The sequence below is a fragment of the Pseudoalteromonas sp. 68 DY56-GL68 genome (assembly GCF_041414825.1).
Taxonomy (GTDB): Bacteria; Pseudomonadota; Gammaproteobacteria; order Enterobacterales; family Alteromonadaceae; genus Pseudoalteromonas.
This window is the reverse complement of sequence record NZ_JAOCZL010000018.1, coordinates 467,207-485,209: the sequence shown is the minus strand read 5'-3', so window position 1 is coordinate 485,209 and position 18,003 is coordinate 467,207. Positions and strand designations below refer to the sequence as shown.

11 protein-coding genes are annotated in these 18,003 nt (G+C 37.9%); 10 read left to right on the top strand and 1 reads right to left on the bottom strand.

The genetic code is table 11. The features are described from left to right. Window positions 1-175 precede the first annotated feature (175 nt). The 6 genes from NYF15_RS10615 (at window position 176) to NYF15_RS10590 (ending at window position 10,599) form a co-directional block, all read left to right on the top strand. A complete protein-coding gene (locus tag NYF15_RS10615) occupies window positions 176-2,458 on the top strand; it encodes a hypothetical protein (protein WP_371353543.1) in 2,283 nt (760 codons plus the stop codon). Window positions 2,459-2,717: 259 nt separating this feature from the next. Further along, on the top strand, window positions 2,718-3,056 hold the full coding sequence (locus NYF15_RS10610) for a hypothetical protein (RefSeq protein ID WP_371353542.1): 339 nt from the start codon (window positions 2,718-2,720) through the stop codon (window positions 3,054-3,056). Window positions 3,057-3,122: 66 nt separating this feature from the next. Beyond that, entirely contained in the window at window positions 3,123-3,425 is a 303-nt protein-coding gene (locus tag NYF15_RS10605) for a hypothetical protein (RefSeq protein ID WP_371353541.1), read from the top strand. A gap of 90 nt (window positions 3,426-3,515) precedes the next feature. Next, the gene (locus NYF15_RS10600) at window positions 3,516-5,033 is read left to right on the top strand and encodes a sigma-54 interaction domain-containing protein (protein ID WP_371353540.1); all 1,518 of its coding nucleotides are present in this window, start codon (window positions 3,516-3,518) and stop codon (window positions 5,031-5,033) included. Between the two features lie 51 nt (window positions 5,034-5,084). Further along, window positions 5,085-8,540: a DEAD/DEAH box helicase family protein gene (locus NYF15_RS10595; RefSeq protein ID WP_371353539.1), complete on the top strand. Its 3,456-nt coding sequence runs from the start codon at window positions 5,085-5,087 to the stop codon at window positions 8,538-8,540. A 43-nt stretch (window positions 8,541-8,583) separates the two neighbouring features. Further along, window positions 8,584-10,599: an N-6 DNA methylase gene (locus tag NYF15_RS10590; protein WP_371353538.1), complete on the top strand. Its 2,016-nt coding sequence runs from the start codon at window positions 8,584-8,586 to the stop codon at window positions 10,597-10,599. A 1,004-nt stretch (window positions 10,600-11,603) separates the two neighbouring features. Here NYF15_RS10590 and NYF15_RS10585 read toward each other — a convergent pair. Beyond that, window positions 11,604-11,660, bottom strand: a complete 57-nt coding sequence (locus tag NYF15_RS10585; RefSeq protein WP_371353621.1) for a hypothetical protein — start codon at window positions 11,658-11,660, stop codon at window positions 11,604-11,606. Between the two features lie 117 nt (window positions 11,661-11,777). Between NYF15_RS10585 and NYF15_RS10580 the strand changes: the two genes are divergently transcribed. The 4 genes from NYF15_RS10580 to NYF15_RS10565 all read left to right on the top strand — a co-directional run bounded on the left by NYF15_RS10580 (window position 11,778) and on the right by NYF15_RS10565 (window position 17,908). Further along, window positions 11,778-13,547, top strand: coding sequence for an ATP-binding protein (locus tag NYF15_RS10580; RefSeq protein WP_371353537.1), 1,770 nt, complete (start codon window positions 11,778-11,780; stop codon window positions 13,545-13,547). Between the two features lie 81 nt (window positions 13,548-13,628). Continuing rightward, a complete protein-coding gene (locus tag NYF15_RS10575; protein WP_371353536.1) occupies window positions 13,629-15,896 on the top strand; it encodes an McrB family protein in 2,268 nt (755 codons plus the stop codon). Window positions 15,897-15,906: 10 nt separating this feature from the next. Further along, window positions 15,907-17,241, top strand: coding sequence for an McrC family protein (locus NYF15_RS10570; RefSeq protein ID WP_371353535.1), 1,335 nt, complete (start codon window positions 15,907-15,909; stop codon window positions 17,239-17,241). After that, entirely contained in the window at window positions 17,234-17,908 is a 675-nt protein-coding gene (locus NYF15_RS10565; RefSeq protein WP_371353534.1) for an amino acid adenylation, read from the top strand. The genes NYF15_RS10570 and NYF15_RS10565 overlap by 8 nt, the downstream gene beginning before the upstream one ends. Window positions 17,909-18,003 lie beyond the last annotated feature (95 nt).

The following is an 18,003-nucleotide window of genomic DNA, read 5'->3' as shown; positions in this document are numbered from 1 at the left end:
AAATTAGTTACCAGAATGTGTAAAATAGGCTGGCGATTTATTAATAGAAAAAAGCACGGGGCTTTGATAACCCCAAATGGAAAGAAAATAACAGTACCTTCATCACCAAGTGATAGAAGAGCATTTAAAAATTTTTCCAACGACATTAGAACCATTATTTGCAGGGAGCGCAACTATGTCTGATTTTCCGTATCCAACTCATATAGAGACTTTGAGAACATTTGCCAAGGTTTTAGGTGTAAAAGCTGGTAATAAATATCTTGATGATAAAGCCAAAGATAAAACCGCTGATTATCGTTTGATAAATGAATTTTCCAAGGAGGTTTTCGATTACTTATCAAAAACATTTGGTAATGATATTGGTGCAATACTCAAACAAGGGTTTCATGCATATTTAACGGAATACATGACTCATGTATCAAATATTTACGCTGACGGACTATCTCGAACAGAAATAGGAATAGCTCTTTGTAAGACGTTACTAAGCAAACACGTCGTAAATACAATCGATAGTGCGTTGGGATTAGTTTCAAGCAAAAAGCCATTAAGCGTAGCCTTCTTTTCATTTCAAGAAACCTGTACATCACAAATACTTGCTTGGTTAGAAGAAAATGAGGGAGGCTGGAAACACTATTACAATTCTCTGGAAAAAGAAAACAAAGCAAAAGTTAAAGCTTGGAAGGATGGTGAACATAAACCAGACATTCAATCATTAGTCTTCCTACAATCATGGTCACAAGGTCCTTGGCCTGAACATATTGACTGGCAAAAAGTGAGAGTACTACTTTTTATTGCGTCAATTATTGATCGTACAGTTAAGGAAGAAGGCAGCTCTTTGTTGATAGATGAGTGCCGATTGTTGTCGTGGGGAGCAAAGCCTACCTATGAATTTAGTCAACTAATTCAATCACATCAACAAGCCTATAAGGATAGGATTAGTTATTTGCTGCCATTGGTCGGAGAAATTCAACAGGGGTTGAAGCGAACTATTGTTAAAAACGAAGGGCAATTTGAATATTTTAAAGCCGCAATAGATAAACTTGAACAACAACTATCTCCCAAAGAGCATAAATCTCACTTTGCATATTGGGTACAGTGGCACAAAGCTAGGATGTATAGCTTGAATGGTCAGCTTGAAGAAGCTAATGCGCTTTATAAGTTTGGGTTTGATGAGTGTTTATACAGAGCTGGTATTAATCAAAAGTATATAATTGAAGAGGCAATAGTTGTCGCGGCAAGCCAAGAAAAGCCGGATAAAGTCTTTTTAAAACACTTAAAGAACGCATTGCTGATGTTCAACTATGATATTCCTTCAGTTCAAAGTTGCGAATCATCGAATAAATTTTCTGACATCATTGAAGATTGGGAAGTACAAATCTGGAGATCTTCGTTTTATAAAGTTTTCCCCAAAGCCGGAATGTTTCCCGAAGCGAATACTCCAGAAATTGCGGCTAAAATTGGAATTAATGTTGTTACAGATATTGATGAGATAAAACCAGATTATCGACACCCGAATAGAAAGCTGAAAATAGGAGAAATTTGGAAGAAAATATATCCTCAATTAGTTTGGTTTACTGAGTTGGAAAAAACTGAAGTAGTTGAAAAGCTTTTAAAGCAAGGTGCCGATGTTAATCTGACTAGTAGCTCTGGAGATACCGCAATTTTAATGGCTTTAGAGACATTAAACTTAAGGGAGGTGCCATTAAGGTCTTTAGACGACACTCTATTTTATCTACTATCAGAATATCCTCACAGTAAAGAAACTATGAACCGTTGTACTGACAAAAAGCGTCTACAGCCTCTTATATCGGCGGTTCAATCTGGTAGACCTGATATTGTTGATAAAGTTTTAGCTATGGGGGCAAACGTTAATAATAGAGGTTTAACTGACAATCAAACCGCATTGAATGCCTGTATAAAGATGATTGGTATAGCTAAGGACCCAAAGCGTTATTGGGACAGTGTTCTTCAAATGCAGTTAACTCCTGAAGTGTTAGATTCGATTAGAAGGGCGAACTCAGGCATGACGGGTTTCACTCTGGAAGATCAGCTACAGTTTCTGTTAGCTCAAAACTCAGATCCAAGGTTTCGACAAATATCACGCTCGTTAACTAACTTAATGTCCGAGAAGCTGGACGAGAGAATTGACATTGTAAATATGAGATTGATTGCGAGTCAGTTAATTGAAGCTGGTGCAAATGTTAATGCTGAACACATTGCTCCTGTCACAGGTTATACCCCACTGATGCTGGCGGCAGAACTGGATGAAGTTGGTTTGTTCAACAAAATGCTTAGCAATGGCGGCGACCCACGAAAAACTTACTTCTGCAAAAACACGAAACAGAGTGTCGATTGCTGGCGTATAGCAGAGTATTTTGGCAGCACTAATGTATTAGCTGCACTAAAAGAGATTGAACATTTTTTCCCTGAAAACTCTGGGGTAAGTAATTCCCATTGACTTTGTTATTACTAAAAAATCGCTTAAAACCGCTGTTTTTTCGTAAAAATCTGCCAAGTTTAACTGCTTCGTTATTATGAGATTAATCATTGGAATTAATGGGTTAGTAATATTGATATTTAATAAATATCAAAATATATAATTATTTTTATGTTTATTAAATTCAAATAAAAACAATGAGTTAATTGATGTTGTTGCTTGATTTTTGAGATTTTAACTTCTATTACTTTTAAAGTGATAAAACTAATAGGTGAATAAAATGAAAACATTGGAATTCAAAACTCAATCATTCTCAAGTATCAAACAATTTAGTAAAGACGTTCTTACCAACAAGCAATTACAAGTTAACTTGTCCGCTCAGTGTGTTGACCCTGACTTTTTACCTCTTGGGAAATTAGTCGATAAGTTGAGTAAAGTGCTGACGGCAAATCAGGTTGATACGGTAATTATCCCTAATGAAGCGATTTCTAGCAGATATATTCATGAAATTTTGACTTTGCTTACTGAGTTGAAAGTCAAAATCACGTTTGAAAAGCAACTAAACAAGGCCGAAGCTAGTAAAATTCCATTGTCTATATTACGCCGTATAGAAAACTAGATATGAGTTCAGGGATGACATACTTCTTATCTTAAGATTTTTTGAAAAAAATAAAGAGAGCTTTATATGGTAAAGGTGCGAGATTTAGGGTTAAAAGCTATCGAGCTGATTGAGATGTACGGTGAGAATTTAGTTGTTGAAAACATGCCGGGGATTGCTCAAACAATGGAAAAAGGAGATTTTTTGATTGTTTATACGACGCCTTTTTCTGGGGCGGAGTCGTTACCGGGATCTAGAAGCTATATGATTGATATTTGGTATAATAACAAGAAAGTATTCAGTGAGTACTTCAAAAATTTAGAAGATCTTTACAACTGTAATCGCTCAAAAAGATCCGAATGGACAAAGCACCTGTTAAGTTTGAGTTAAACGAGTTTAAATTAAGGGATTATCGGCTAGGTAAAAATTTTTATTTCATGTAAGATGATTTACAAATGAATAAAAATAAGCAATTGGATAGTGCATACACTTTTTACGTGGCTTGGTAATCGCGATATTGAAAACATGGAACAGGAGCAGAACGCTGCTATTGTTTCACTTGCGACAAAATCTGAAATTCCATTTGATAAAATAGTTATTCTTTCCAACAAAGATGAAGATAAGTGGGATTCGTTTGAGCGCTTTCTGAAAAAGCGGATGGCGATGATAAGCCGACCATCTGAAGATATTAAAATCCACTTAGCGCAAATCCAAAGTCCAATTGACTACCAATCTATTTCAATCGAAACAGAAAAGTGGATCACAAAGTTATCTGAAGAGTCTGACATTCTCTCAATTAACCTAACTTCTGGTACGCCCGCAATGACAACGCTTTCTGTGCTTCATGGAAAGGGAAAGTCCAATACACGTTTTGTGCAATCGTCCCCAAAAAACGTTATTGAAGAAGTCGAAATACCACTGGATTTCGGTAAAGAATACGTAAAGTCTGCCTCAAAGAACATTGCTCATATAGCGACCTCATTACCTAAGGTACAAAAGGCGTTTTCAGAGTTAACTGCCAAGTCAAAAATAATGACAGGTGTGGTTGAAAAAGCCAAAAGAATAGCTGCGTCTGAAGTTCCAGCACTTATCTTAGGTGAAACAGGTACTGGTAAAGAGCTAATGGCACATGCTATCCACAAAGGTAGCCTGAGAGGCAATAAGCCTATAAGAGTCGTAAACTGTGGTGCGCTTGCTGAAAATCTAGTTGATTCAACACTGTTTGGTCATAAAAAAGGGGCGTTTACTGGCGCAGATAAAGATTATGCAGGTCTATTTGAGCAAGCTAACGGTGGAACCTTATTTTTAGATGAAGTTGGTGAATTAAAGCCTGATATACAAGTTAAGCTTCTAAGGGCATTACAGCAAGGTGAAATTACCAGACTTGGTGATACAAAAACCATTAATGTCGATGTGCGCGTTATTGCTGCCACCCACCAAGATTTGACCTCTTTGATTGAACAAGGGGATTTTCGTGAAGATCTTTTTTATCGATTAGCAGTGGGTATTATCAATATGCCACCACTAAGAGACCGGCTTGAAGATATTCCAGTCATAGCTGAACAACTGACAGACCAAATTAATGAGTCGGGATCCAAACACCCAGACTATATAAGTAAAAAAGTTTCCGAAAATGGAATTAAGTTTATTTTATCGCAGTCATGGCTAGGCAATATTCGTGAATTATGGAGCACATTGAACAGGGCTTTTCTCTGGACAGATGCAAAATTGGTAGGTGAAAAGGAACTGTCTCACGCGATCATAAATAGAAGAGTTGGTGCGCAAAGTAATTATGTTAGGCTGTCTTTTAATGACAAAGTGGATATAGTTCAACTAACTGAAAATTATCAAAAAAAGTATGTTGAGGCTGCATTGAAGGCAAGCGGTAATGTTAAGAAACACGCTACCCAAATGTTGGGCTTAAAAGACCATCAAACGCTAACAAATTGGATGAAGCGTTTGGGAATTGAAAATGATAAAGCAGATAATCAACAATAATTTCGAATTTGGCATTGCGCTTGCGATATAGGACACAAGGAATAATCAGGAATGAAGCAATCAATGAATTTTGAACACATCCAAAATAAATGGCCTGACTTACATCAGCTTGCTGCATTTGCAGAAGACTATGTAATAAGTGACCCACAAAGTGCTTTAGTAAAACTACGCTGTTTTGCTGAAAAAGTGGTTGGCTATTTGTACAAGGAGCTTCGCCTACCTGTATTCCCCAATTCTAACATCTATGACAAGTTAACCTCAGACGACTTCACAAGTGTCGTACCTAGTTTAATAACGGATAAACTTCATGCGATCCGTAAAAGCGGCAACCAAGCTGCGCATGAAGGCAAAGTCGATCAACAGCAAGCTATCTGGATATTAAAAGAAAGTTACTTTGTCGCTAGTTACCTCTTGATGGCTTATGCGGGAGGCCAGCAAGAAGATTGTCCTGAGTTCACGATCCCCAAGCAAACAAAACCAACAGACCAATCTGGTGCAGAATTTGTTAAAAAGAACAAGCAACTTGAAAAACAGCTAGCTGAAAATGAAGCGCGATTAAAGAAAGCACTAGAGGAACTGGAAGCGTCTGAAAAAGCGCAAAAACTTGCACAAATTGAAGCATCCAAGCTTAAACAAGCAATTGACTCTGAAAAAGTCAGCCAAGTGCAGTCTCTGAATAAGAAAATCACATCAAGCTTTAAGTTTGACGAGGCTGAAACTCGCGCCCGTATTATTGATATGGATTTACGTGCAGCGGGCTGGAATGTCTCACTGGACGAATCTAGCACCGACGAAGTTGGCAAAGAAGTAGATTTGCCACATCAGCCAACGAATAGTGGAAACGGAAGAGCTGATTACGTTCTGTGGGATGATGATGGTAAGCCATTGGCGGTTATTGAAGCTAAGCGTACTCGTGAATCAGTTGAAAAGGGTCGCGAGCAAGCAAAAATCTATGCTGATGCACTAGAAAAGGAATATGGTCAGCGCCCTGTAATATTCTATTCAAATGGTTACGATATTCGTATTTTAGACGATGCCCAAGGCTATAACAGCCGCAAGCTTTACGGGTATTACTCAAAAGACTCGTTGCAATACCTTATTAAGCAACGAACGTTGAAAAAAGATCTCAACCAAACGCCGATTGATACCGATGTAGCTGGTCGACTGTACCAAATGGAAACCATATCGCGAGTCTGTGAGCGTTTCACCAACAAACACCGTAAATCTCTTATCGTACAAGCAACGGGGACGGGAAAAACGCGAGTATCTATCGCGCTGGCGAAACGCCTGTTGGATGCTGGTTGGGCAAAGCGTGTTTTATTCCTATGTGACCGTAAAGAGTTACGTAAACAAGCGGGGAATGCCTTTAACGAATTTACCAAAGAGCCGCTTTATGTGGTTGGTAAAAGTAAAAAAGAAGCAGCAAGTAGTGCTCGTGTCTTTATTGCAACCTATCCGGGCATGATGCGCATATTCCAAAAATATGATGTCGGTTATTTTGATCTGATTGTTGCTGATGAATCTCACCGTTCTATTTACAATATTTACGGTGATATATTTAAATACTTTGATGCATTAGAAGTTGGCTTAACTGCAACCCCAGTTGAAATGGTGTCTCGTTCTACCTGTCAGCTATTTGGTTGTGACTTTAAAATGCCGACGGCGAATTATCCGCTAGAACAAGCGATAGAAGACGGTAACTTAGTGCCCTACAAAATCGTAAGCTTTACCACTAAATTCCAGCGCGAAGGCATTAGCAAGGACAACCTTAGTGATGAGCAAATTGCTCAACTTGAGGAGCAAGGAATTGATCCTAATGAGTTGGATTTCGACGCCAAAGAAATTGATGATGCGGTGAAAATAACAGGAACTAATGAAGCAATTATTAGAAACCTGATGGAAAAAGGTTTACGTGATGTTGATGGTCAATTACCGGGTAAAACTATTGTCTTTGCGCGAAATATTGCTCATGCCGAACTAATGGCTAATCTATTTGCAGAAATGTATCCGCAGTTGGGTAATAACTTTTGCCGAGTTATTCATTCGAAATATGAACGTGCTGAAGAGCTAATTGACGATTTCAAATCGACGGAAGAGAACAGTATTCGTATTGCTGTCTCGGTTGATATGCTCGACACAGGTATTGATGTGCCTGAATGTGTAAACCTCGTATTTGCTAAGCCGATTAAATCGAAAGTTAAGTTCTGGCAAATGATTGGTCGTGGTACGCGTTTGTGTAAAGATCTTTATGGTGCTGGCAAAGACAAAACTCACTTCTTGATTTTCGATCACTGGGAAAACTTCGAATACTTCGATATGGACCCAGAAGAAGAGGATGTTAAGCAGTCTAAGTCGCTAACTCAAAAGCTATTTGAATCACGGTTGTTGTTGGCTGAAACCTCACTTAAAAAAGCTGATGTCGCAACGTTTGATGAAGTGATAAAACTCATCCATCAGGACATATGTTCACTTGATATGAATACCATAGCGGTGCGTGACAATTGGCAGGTAGTTGAAGCATGCAAAGACGAAAAATACCTCAACCAATTTGCCCCAGAAACCAAAGCAAGTCTCTATGAGCATATTGCACCACTTATGCAATGGCGCAATATTATGGGCCAGTCAGAAGCATATAAATTTGATAATGAAATCGCCATTATCCAAACTTTGCTATACAACGACCCAAGCCAAATCGACTTAGCCAGACAGGCTTTGATGGTGAAGATAGAAAAACTACAAATGCACTTAAATGAGGTGCGTGCTAAGGCAAGTTTTATTGCAGATATTCAAAAAGAGGAATACTGGCAGAACCTAACAGCATCAATAGACGGTTTTGAAACACTGGAAACCAGTCGTAAGGCATTGCGTAGCGTTATTCACCTAAGAGAAAAAGGTATTCAACCGCCTTCACAAGAAGTCATCTTAGACATCAGAGAAGATGAAGCTGACTATCAGGTTACGGAACGTCCGACCAAGATAGTGTCGATTGATTATCAAATCTTCCGCCAAGAGGTGGAAAAAACCTTAGCACCATTATTTGAAACCGATAGTGTGTTACAAAAAATCCGTGCAGGTAGCCCAGTTACAGAAGACGACATTGCTCGCTTAAATGCTTTGGTTCACATTCAAAACCCGAATGTTGATTTAAATACTTTGAAAGAGTTTTACCCAGATTCAACGGCAAGCTTAGACAAAATTCTTCGTACCATTGTTGGCATGGATAAAGAGGCAATCGAGCAAAGCTTTACTAAATTCGTACAGCAAACCCATACCCATATGAATGCCAAACAACAGCGTTTTATTGGTTTATTAAAAAATCACCTAGTGCGCTATGGCGTTATCAAGATTGATCAGCTTTACGATGCACCATTTACCCAAGTACATGATATGGGCCTTGATGGCGTGTTTAGTGAAGCGCAAGCCGATGTGATAGAGCAGTTTATTAAACAGTTTGATGTGGAGCTTGGACAAAAATCCACATCAGTAGATAAAGAAATTCAGTTGTAGGTCGAGCATTTAATTAAACAGTTCGACAAGAGGAAAAGAGAAAATGATCACAGGTCAGCTTAAAAGCAAAATAGACAAACTTTGGGAAGAATTTTGGACGGGTGGCATCACCAACCCGCTAACGGTAATCGAGCAAATTACCTTTTTAATGTACGCCCGTATGCTGGATATGAATGAGCAAGCTGATGAAAAGCGCTCTGCACGTACCAAAAAACCGTTTAACCGCCGTTTTAGTGATGAGCAGCAACATCTACGCTGGCAAAACGTTCGACATTTAGGGGCAGAAGAGCTTTATAAAGTAGTTAAAGATGAACTGTTCCCTTATTTTGCCGCCAGCTCTAACGAACAAAATGAAGGTTCGTTATTTGCTGAGTTTATGAAAGATGCGCAGCTAATGATCCAAAAGCAGTCGCTATTGGTGAAAGCAGTCGAGATGGTTAACGATTTACCTCTAGACAACGCTGATATTAAAGGTGATTTATACGAATATCTATTAAGTAAGTTAACCACGGCAGGTATTAACGGTCAGTTTAGAACGCCACGCCACATTATTCGTGCAATGGTGGAAATGATGGATCCAAGTCTGAATAGCCGTATTTGTGACCCTTCGGCGGGTACAGGTGGTTTCTTATCGGTCTCTTATGAGTACTTACTTGAGAAATACACATCACCAGAAGGTGTTGAACGCGAGCCGCTATTTGATATCGATGGCAAGCCATTGTTAGACAGTAACGGTAAACAGCTCGAAAATATTTTGTATTCAGGCGATTTAATTGACGAAGACGCTCGCAAGCACATCGATACCGATATGTTTCACGGATTTGATTTTGATGCCACTATGTTACGTGTTGCAGCAATGAACCTAGTGATGCACGGTATTAAGCAACCAGATATCCACTATCAAGATACCTTAAGCCAATCTTTCTTAGAAAAGTTCCCGAATGAAGCTAAAGAAGGCTTAGAAATTATTCTCGCCAATCCGCCGTTCAAAGGCTCGTTAGATGAGGAAGACGTTTGTCCAGAAATCTTACGCAAAGTCAAAACGAAAAAGACTGAGCTACTTTTTGTTGCGCTAATTGAGCGTATGTTACGTGTAGGAGGGAGGGCCGCAACAATAGTACCATTAGGGGTAGTTGAAGGGGAAAGTAATGCACATAAAACTTTAAGAAAGAGAATTTTAGATAATAATCAGTTAGAAGCTGTAATTGCGTTGCCCCATTGGATTTTTAAACCTTATGCGAGTGTTGCAACAGCCATATTAATTTTCTCTAAAGGTGGAAGTACAGACAAAGTATGGTTTTATCAATTGGAAAATGATGGCTTTTCAGATGGAGCAAACAAATTGCCGATTGAAGGTAGTGAATTACCTAATCTTATTAAATTGTATAAAGAGAGAAATTCGCCAACATATGTGCATGACACTGCAAAACATAGATTTGTTTCTATCAACGAGATCAAGGATAACGACTATGATTTATGCCCGAGAATTTACTTAAGAAGATATCAGTATCCAAAAGGTGTGAAGCTAGAAAAATTAGGGAAGTATTTTACTGGTAAAAAAGGAATGCTTCCCGCAAGTGAGGCTTCTGACTCGGGTAAGTATGAATTTATAACAACTTCTTTAAACTTTAAAAGATCCGATCAAGCAAGTTTTCAAGGTCAATCTATTTGTATTCCGTTGGTTTCCTCAACGGGGCACGGTCATGCAAGTATTAATAATATTCATTATTATGACGGAAAGTTTGAAGCTGCGACAATACTTGCAGTGTTACGGCCTTTGAAAGAAACATCACCGCTATTTGTCAAATATGCATTTGTATATTTACTAACACATAAGGATGATGTTTTGGTTCCCTATATGAAGGGAGCTGCAAATGTGAGTTTAACAGTAGAGAGGATATTAAAGATAAAAATACCGATAATTGATGTTAAACGACAAGAGGAAATTGTTAATAGCTACTTTGATGTTTCGAATGAAATTAATATTCTAGAAGAGTCTTTAGCCAGAGCTAAATCGAATAGAATCAATGTTGTAGATAGTATTCGAAAGGCAATATAGAAAAATTTAACTAAGTGAGATGTAGAAATAACAAGGACGTTGAGATGTCAGATAAATTTAATTTATACGATGTTTATGAGCAGAATCTAAATTTTCTGTTTGGTGCTGGTGCATCATTTGGCTTTTTACCAACCTTAGCATTGAAAATCAAAGATGCTGACGGACAACCTTATACATTTGAAACATTGGCTAAAGAGCTGGGGAAAGATAACAAAAATAAGCACCTATATGCTTTGTTGTTTATGTACTATTACAAGAGCTGCATAGAACCGGGGCTTCCTAAAAAGCATAATCCACGCAGGAGAAATCGTTTACAGGTTTTAGGCCAGTATAAAGTGTTTTTGAAAACGCTGATAAGCGTTCTAGAAAAACAAGGACGAAATGATAAAAAGTGTAATGTTTACACAACTAATTATGATAACTGTCTTGAAGTAGCATCTGATTCATTAATTTCGAAACAGGAAGTTAGTTGTGTTGTCAATGATGGTAGTGCAGGGTTTCAAACTCGCAGGTTTCACACTAAAAACTTTAATAATCGTGTTGTTCAAAAGGGCATATTTGATAAACATGCTGAATGCATTCCTCAGATAAATATACTTCATCCTCATGGCTCTGTGTATTGGAAAAAAATAAATGAGGGGATTACGGTAAACTATCAAGAATCAGACTATGCAATTTCATTCGACGACGAACAAGCTCGATTGATTACCGAGTTTGAACAGCTAGTTAATGATGGTACTAAGCAGCTAGTTGAACTCATCGAATTTGGTGAAAATGAATTTGAAGACTGGGATAAATTAAACGCAGAAGAGTTTTGGGATGAGTACAATGATATTCCTATTGTAAACCCTACTAAATGGAAGTTTCACGAAACTGTTTTTGAAGAAGCTTATTACCAAATTTTAAGGCACTTGAGTTTTGAATTAGAGCGACCTAATTCGGTTTTGATCACCTTTGGTTTTTCGTTTGCCGATGAGCACATTTTACATTTAATTCAACGCTCACTATCTAATCCTAGCCTGACCGTATTTGTTTCTTGTTATAACGATGCTGAAAAACAAGAAATGAAAAAGAAATTTAAGGGCTATTCAAATGTTAAATTTATCGCGATTGACGATGATTTAACTTTTGCCCGCTTTAATAAACGAGTATTTACTCTCAAAAAAGGTGATGAGTAAATGAGCATTGCTATTGGAGAGGTTATTGCCGTTAAAGGCGTAAATATTCTTGTTGAATTGTATGAGGAATCCAATAAAGAAACGCTTTTTTATCAAGGCGAAAAGTTTAAAGGAGTATCAATACAAGAGCACATTCTCATCAAACGAGGCTTCAAAGACATTGTGGCTTTGGTTCAAGGTGAATATTTAGATGAAAGGTTTGAGCAAGAAGACGGAAAAAGTTACGTAAGGAAGATTGAGCTAAAACCAATCGGCTATTATGACCAAGGTGAGTTTTATGAGGGAATTAAGCACTTACCGATGATCCGCGACGTTGCTTACTTGATGAATGAACAGCAAGTCAGGCAAATATACGGAGAAGCCGATGATAGTTTTGTTATTGGTGAAATTTTAAAAGAAGAGCTGCCGGTTTCCCTTCCTTGGGCAAGCTTGTTTAACACACACATAGGCGTGTTTGGTAACACAGGCAGCGGTAAATCTAATACGCTTACAAATTTATATACCACCTTATTTACTAATAAACTACAGGCACTGAATGGCAAAAGTCACTTTGTTGTTGTTGATTTCAATGGTGAGTACACAGGTAAGCAACTTATAAATGATCGAGATTTTAAGCAAGTTTATGACTTGGATACTAGAGGTGGCGGTGGCAGTAAGTTTCCGCTAAGTGAATCTGTTTTTTGGGATGAAGAAGTCTTTGGTATTTTATTCAAAGCAACAGAGAACACTCAGAAACCTTTCTTGAGGCGAGTTGTTTCTGGTCGAGAACGATTTAAAGATACCGCTGATAGTCTTGGTGTTTATGCAAGAAAAACAATCGAAAAGGCACTTACTAGCACATCACCGAAAAAGGAGTTTGCTCAGCTTATTAGTGATATCTCAACTCTTACAGGTGCTGAACAATTGAAGGAACGAATAAGGGAACTTAGTTGGAATGGTACAAATGGTAATTTCTATTATTTTAGTACTCGCGTAGCTTTGAATGGTGGGGACAGAGCTACATATAATCAGCACTTCGAACATTTGGTAAATGGTATCCAAATCGAAGAATTAAGCCATTTTGATGAGCTTAAGTTAAGAGTGAACCTTCAATTATTATCTGATTTAATTACTGGTTTTGTGCAATTTGATCACATTCAACCGTTGTTAAAGAGAATCCAATCCTCACTGGCATCGTTGGAAAGAGTATTTGCAATAGGCGAGAACCCAGTAAATAAGCTTTTAACCGTGGTTTCGCTTCGAAAATCCAATCAGGAAATTAAAAAAGTCATACCTCTCTTGTTGGCTAAATATTACTACGGAAGTCATAAGGATGAGGTTATTAACGACAGCCCACCAAGCCATACATTCCATATGATCATTGATGAAGCTCACAATATCTTATCAATGCAATCAAATCGTGAAAGTGAAAGCTGGAAAGACTACAGACTTGAATTATTTGAAGAGATAATTAAAGAAGGCCGTAAATTTGGCTTTTATTTAACTCTATCTAGTCAGCGCCCAGCCGATATATCTCCAACGATAATGTCGCAAATTCATAATTTCTTTATTCATCGGCTTGTAAACGACAGAGACTTAATGCTGCTTGATAACACCATTAGTACACTTGATTCATTGTCACGGTCGATGATCCCAAATTTATCAAAAGGCTGTGCGGTAATAACAGGGACGTCATTTGATATTCCAATGGTTGTGCAATTTGAGCGCTTAGAAAAAGAATCCCAACCTGATAGTGGCGATGTTGACCTGAACTCGCTCTGGAGTGATTAATGAGTTCTGTTTATACCTACGTTACGTTTAATTTCCACTATGTGGTGTGTAAGAAACTGACAAATGAGAAGGGTTGAAGTTATGCCTAAAGACAATAGCAAATACTTATTTAATGGTAATGAGTACCCAAAAGGACGTTTGGTACTGGCAGTTGTAAAAAACTTCATAAATATTAACCAACCTACATTAGACCAGTTGCGAGAAGCTTTTCCAAAGCCTCTTCAAGGTAGTATTGGTGTTTTCTGCACAGAGCAAGAATACTTGGCTCGCAAAGAAAACTCTAACGATCAGAAAGAGCGTTTTTTTACCAAACAAGATGAGAAATTATGTGTGGATGGGCAAAACATACTTGTTTGTACTGAGTGGGGAGTTGGTAATATTGATAGTTTGATTAAACAGGCTCGAAATCTAGGCTTGGTTATTGATGCTGTTTCAGGCTCGGTTGAGATGCCTAAAATTTGGAAGGTATCGCACAGTCCTAAAGTTGAAGCATTTAATGCTACAGCACTTGAGTGGCTGAAAAATAATAATGTACTAGCGATTCATGAAAGCACAGGTAACGGTAGTGTTAACGCTTTTGAAAAGATGAAAAAGGGTGACATCGTATCACTTGGGCTTGGCAATACAGTATTCCGTATTGTAAGGGTTATATCCGATATTGAATATATAGAGGGTTCATCGCTGAGCACAGAATGGTTAATGAGAAGATATGAGATCATTAAAGGTTTAGATAAATCGGTGAAATATACGGGTGAAAATAAACGATGGTCACCAAGGTATCCGGGAACATCATGGGAAGTGCCGGAAAATGAGTACTGGATGTTCGAAGAACAGATTCTTAAACCATATTATGGGCTTACACTTAAAGATTTAGGCTTTGATTCAAGCCAAATAAGTAAACCTACTAACCTCAGCTCTTCGGTGGAAATAATGAATACAGTTTCTCTTAACCAGATTTTATATGGTCCACCGGGAACCGGGAAAACTTATCACTCAATTCAAGCGGCGGTTAAAGCGGCTGAACCTGAAATGTTTAGTGCACTTGGTATCGATGAACGCATAGGTACAACACCTGAACAGCGAGTCGAATTAACTCGTCTTTACAAGGACCTTTATAATTCAGGTCGCATAAGGTTTGTTACTTTTCATCAAAGTTATGGTTATGAGGAGTTCGTTGAGGGTTTAAGCGCTAAAACTGAAGGTGATCAACTTAGTTACTTTGAAAAAGATGGTGTGTTTAAGTCGTTATGTTCAGATGCAAAAGAGCACCAAATACCAAAAACAAAAACGGTAGCAAGTACCTTTGAAGACAAATGGCAGGGGTTTTCTGAAGAATTAGCTGAGGCTGATGACGGAATAAAAATAGATACTTTAAGTAAGAAAACATACTTTACCGTTACAGATATAACTAATAACACAATTCGATTTGATAAAAGTAAAGGAGCGTCAGTTCATTCGTTGAGTGTTAAGACATTACGAGCGGTTCATAACGGTGAAAAAGAAATTAAAGGTGGATTGCAACCTTATTATGGCGCTGTGATTGAGTACCTTAATAAATTCAAAACACAAAATGATGCTTCTAAAAAAGAGCGTAAAAACTTTGTATTAATCATCGATGAAATCAATAGAGGCAATATATCAAAAATATTTGGTGAGCTAATTACATTGATTGAACCATCAAAGCGTTTGGGACAGTCCGAAGCTATTGAAGTGACCTTACCGTATTCCGGCGATAAGTTTTCAGTGCCGGATAACCTCTACATTATTGGTACGATGAATACCGCTGATAGATCTTTAGCACTGATGGATACAGCGCTTCGTCGCCGCTTTAACTTTATTGAGATGATGCCTGATTACAATGTTCTACATAACGAAGAAGGCTCGTCATTCAAAGTTGAAAGTGACGGTTTTGAAATCGATTTAGCGCGTTTACTTGAAACAATGAATAAGCGAATTGCCGCGTTATATGACAGAGAACATCAGCTAGGCCATGCGTTTTTAATGCCTGTTGTGAAAGCCATTGCTGTTGGTGAGGACGAGAAAGCTCTTCATGAATTGAAAAACTGCTTCCAGAATAAAATTGTTCCACTACTCGCTGAATACTTTTTTGAAGACTGGCAAAAAATTCGCTTAGTTCTAGGTGATAATCAAAAGCCCGAAGCTTATCAACTTATTAAACAGTCAGATGTCGATTACGAAGTGCTCTTTGGTGATACTGAGGATGTTGGTGACATTGCCGATGACGTTCAAGATTATAAGTTGATTGAAGCTGACTCTGAACTTTGGACTGATCCTTTGACCTATATAGGCATATATAGCTTTGGCAGTTTACCAAAGGATGAAGGTTAACTTACTAAGCATGATTAAGGGATTAAAACGACAAAAAGCGACAAACGTTACCGTATTTGAGTATGGACTCTTAAGTGCTAGTTCTAAGGCGGTGGAAAAAGATAATGTTGAAACAATATCGGAAGGTGCTTTTGAATATCTTAAAAAGTGTTGTTTATGTGATGAGTCGGAATCACGTTTTTTAAAGCTGAAAATTGCGCATGGCATGGAAGTACTGCAAGTGCAGAATTACGCTGGTGTAGTTCTTTGCCCTGATGGAACACAAATAGAAATACTCCCCAAAATCGCTAAAGCAAATAATCAAGAACGTGCAGCTACAGAAGCGCAAGAGTCCTTGTTAATGATGCTTAAATCATTAAAGCAGTTTCGCCACATAGAGACTGAGGTTGCGAGCATTAAGAAGCAAAAAATGCCCTTGATGGAAATTTTTATCGAGCAGTTTTTAAATGCGGTAAATGTTCTTGTTAAGAAAGGCGTTAGAAGTGACTATGTTCGTGAGCAAAGTAACAGCGCTTATCTAAAAGGCAAGCTCCTGCACAGTCAGCAACTGAAACACAATTTTATTAATCGCCACAAGTTTTATGTTGAATACGATGCTTATTTGATGGATAGAGCGGAAAATCGACTTATTCATTCAGCACTAAAATCTGTCGCCTCATATACCAATGTGAATAAGAGTAAAAAACTATCTCAGGAGCTGCTGTTTGCTTTTGATGAGGTGCCTCTATGTACAAACTACAAGAACGACTTTTCTAGTGTAAAACTGCAACGAGGCATGCAGCACTACGATGTGCCGTTAAGTTGGGCAAGGCTTATATTGGAGGGCTACTCGCCTCAGTCAATGTTAGGAGATTACAATGCTTACTCGTTGTTGTTTCCAATGGAAGCTGTATTTGAAAATTTTGTCGCTAAATACCTAAAGCAACGTGTGACAAACCCTCAAAAGCTATCTTCTCAAGTACAAAGTAAATCACTGGTAACTTATGGTGATAAGAGCTATTTCCGCCTCAAACCAGATCTATATCTTAAAGATTTCATCGGCATGGATACGGTATTAGATACCAAGTGGAAGTTAATTAATCAAAATAAAAAATCGGGCAAAGACAAGTTTGGTTTATCTCAAGATGACTTCTATCAAATGCTTGGTTACGGCTACAAATACTTGAAAGGTCAAGGTGACCTAGTACTGATTTATCCTAAAACAGATATCTTTGAACAAGCTTTAACGAATGACTTTTATTACGACGAAGAACGAAAATTGAAGTTAAGAGTCGTGCCATTTGATGTGGGCTACAAGAGTAAGGAAAGAGTTAAATTAGAGTTGTTAGGAATTTCGAATGGGTAGAAAAATATCTTTGTTGTTTGGTGCGTCAAACTCTCTAGCAAAGTGGCTAAAAGTAGACCTGCCGAGATTGCCTACACTTGCAGGTAAACAAGCTGGTGTTAATACATTGAAGTCAGATAGCACAACTATGTGCTGGCAAGCTCATATTATTGATAACCAATATAAGTCCTATGAAAAGACCATTATTGTTTGTGAAGCCAATAGTCGCTTCAATTTCTTCATCCCAGTTACTACACGCTTAACTCTTGATGAGTTAACTAACTTACTCACTATGGAGTGGCAGGCAATGTTGGCGGAAACATTGGAAAGCTATCAACTTATCCCTAGAAGTGAAATAGCCATGTTATTGAGTGATTTATCAGATACAGCATTTAACGTTGAGTGGGTTAAAAACACTGATTTAAGTATAAATGGGCATATTAGTGATGCCGGACTTTGGGTTGAACAAATCTTAAGGGAACAAGGCGTATCTGAGTTATCAGTTCAGCAAGCGACTGAATTAGCAACTTACCTAAACACTTCGGTAAAACGGATAACAAATAAAGAAACTAAGCGTAAAGAGAAAGTCATCCCGGTGGAAAAGCTGCTGGCGTATTGCCAGAGACTTGTTTTAGGTGATGGTGCTAAAACAAATGTTGTTAGTTTTGAAGATTATAAAAATAAATAAAATTACACATATGTATTAAATGTTATATCTTGATAGTGGTTGGTTTTATTAACCTATTGAAATTAAAGGGTTGTAGCCTGTTCTTTTAATTGGCA